The organism is Desulfamplus magnetovallimortis, assembly GCF_900170035.1.
GTDB classification, from domain to species: Bacteria; Desulfobacterota; Desulfobacteria; order Desulfobacterales; family Desulfobacteraceae; genus Desulfamplus; species Desulfamplus magnetovallimortis.
In genome coordinates, this window is sequence record NZ_LT828548.1 from 240,504 (window position 1) to 242,286 (window position 1,783).

Annotated in this window: 1 CRISPR repeat array. The window is 45.7% G+C overall.

Annotated elements, in window-relative coordinates:
- Positions 1 to 32: 32 nt before the first annotated feature.
- Positions 33 to 1,782: direct repeats of the CRISPR family, unit length 36 nt; unit sequence GTCTCAATCCCCTCTAATCGGGGCAGTGTTTCTGAC.
- Position 1,783: the final 1 nt, after the last annotated feature.

The following is a 1,783-nucleotide window of genomic DNA, read 5'->3' on the forward strand; positions in this document are numbered from 1 at the left end:
GCTTGTCATTCTTGCCAGTCTAATAATGATAAGTCTCAATCCCCTCTAATCGGGGCAGTGTTTCTGACTATCTGAAGGCTATTACATTATGAGTTTTAAAAAAGATGACGTCTCAATCCCCTCTAATCGGGGCAGTGTTTCTGACACAAATTATGAGTTCTGGTGAGGAGTATGAGAGGCGGATGGTCTCAATCCCCTCTAATCGGGGCAGTGTTTCTGACCCAAGAGTTGATCTTGGGGATGGGTTGTTTGTGGCCTGTCTCAATCCCCTCTAATCGGGGCAGTGTTTCTGACACTGTTCCATAGAGGCAGCCACCAAAATGGTGGCAAATGGTCTCAATCCCCTCTAATCGGGGCAGTGTTTCTGACTTTTAAAGAAGTCGGGCTACTCCCAGTCTAAAATAAAGTCTCAATCCCCTCTAATCGGGGCAGTGTTTCTGACTAAAAAGGGTAAACTGCCTCCTTGACGGAGGTATGCCACGTCTCAATCCCCTCTAATCGGGGCAGTGTTTCTGACTTTAAAGAGTCTTTAAAAGATGTTTTTCAGAGTCTTGTCTCAATCCCCTCTAATCGGGGCAGTGTTTCTGACCAACTTGACAATCTTTACCGCAAACTTGCGGTAAAAAGTCTCAATCCCCTCTAATCGGGGCAGTGTTTCTGACCAGGAGGCACAGGCACTGCGATTTCTATTGCAGAGAACTGTCTCAATCCCCTCTAATCGGGGCAGTGTTTCTGACGCAAAAAAGAATAATTAGGAAAAACTTAAAATGATCCCATGTCTCAATCCCCTCTAATCGGGGCAGTGTTTCTGACATAGTGCGAGGCTATGAGCAAGATCGTAAGTACTGGTCAAGTCTCAATCCCCTCTAATCGGGGCAGTGTTTCTGACCAGAAATAATGATGGTCTTCGGAGATCAGTTGGATATGTCTCAATCCCCTCTAATCGGGGCAGTGTTTCTGACAGACAATATAAATACTCTCCCAAAACTTCCCCGAAAAGTCTCAATCCCCTCTAATCGGGGCAGTGTTTCTGACACAGGAATAAAAGCGAAATACTCAGGGCTTGTGTCTGTCTGTCTCAATCCCCTCTAATCGGGGCAGTGTTTCTGACGCAATGTCACAAAATCTATTGCATATAGATTTGCATCAGTCTCAATCCCCTCTAATCGGGGCAGTGTTTCTGACCCGAATGAACTCGGGAAATATCGAAAAGCATAATGAGTCTCAATCCCCTCTAATCGGGGCAGTGTTTCTGACACATGTCTAAGATCTCCATAGGTGACAATACGGCATATATCAGTCTCAATCCCCTCTAATCGGGGCAGTGTTTCTGACCCACAACCACTCAGCACCTCAAAACTTTTTCCAATTCAAAATGTCTCAATCCCCTCTAATCGGGGCAGTGTTTCTGACTCGTATGTGTCTCGTCTCCTTTTTGTAGCACCTAGTCTCAATCCCCTCTAATCGGGGCAGTGTTTCTGACATGTTAGAAATCTTAAACCATGACTATCAAGAAGATGAACAAAGTCTCAATCCCCTCTAATCGGGGCAGTGTTTCTGACTATTATAGACCAATAATTGCCGAACATTATGATATGTCTCAATCCCCTCTAATCGGGGCAGTGTTTCTGACCCAGCATCAAGCTGGAACCCATGGCCTGATAGACAATGTGTCTCAATCCCCTCTAATCGGGGCAGTGTTTCTGACTCGAAATCTCAAGGCAAGGACTGGGTTTAAAGAGGTGGGTCTCAATCCCCTCTAATCGGGGCAGTGTTTCTGACG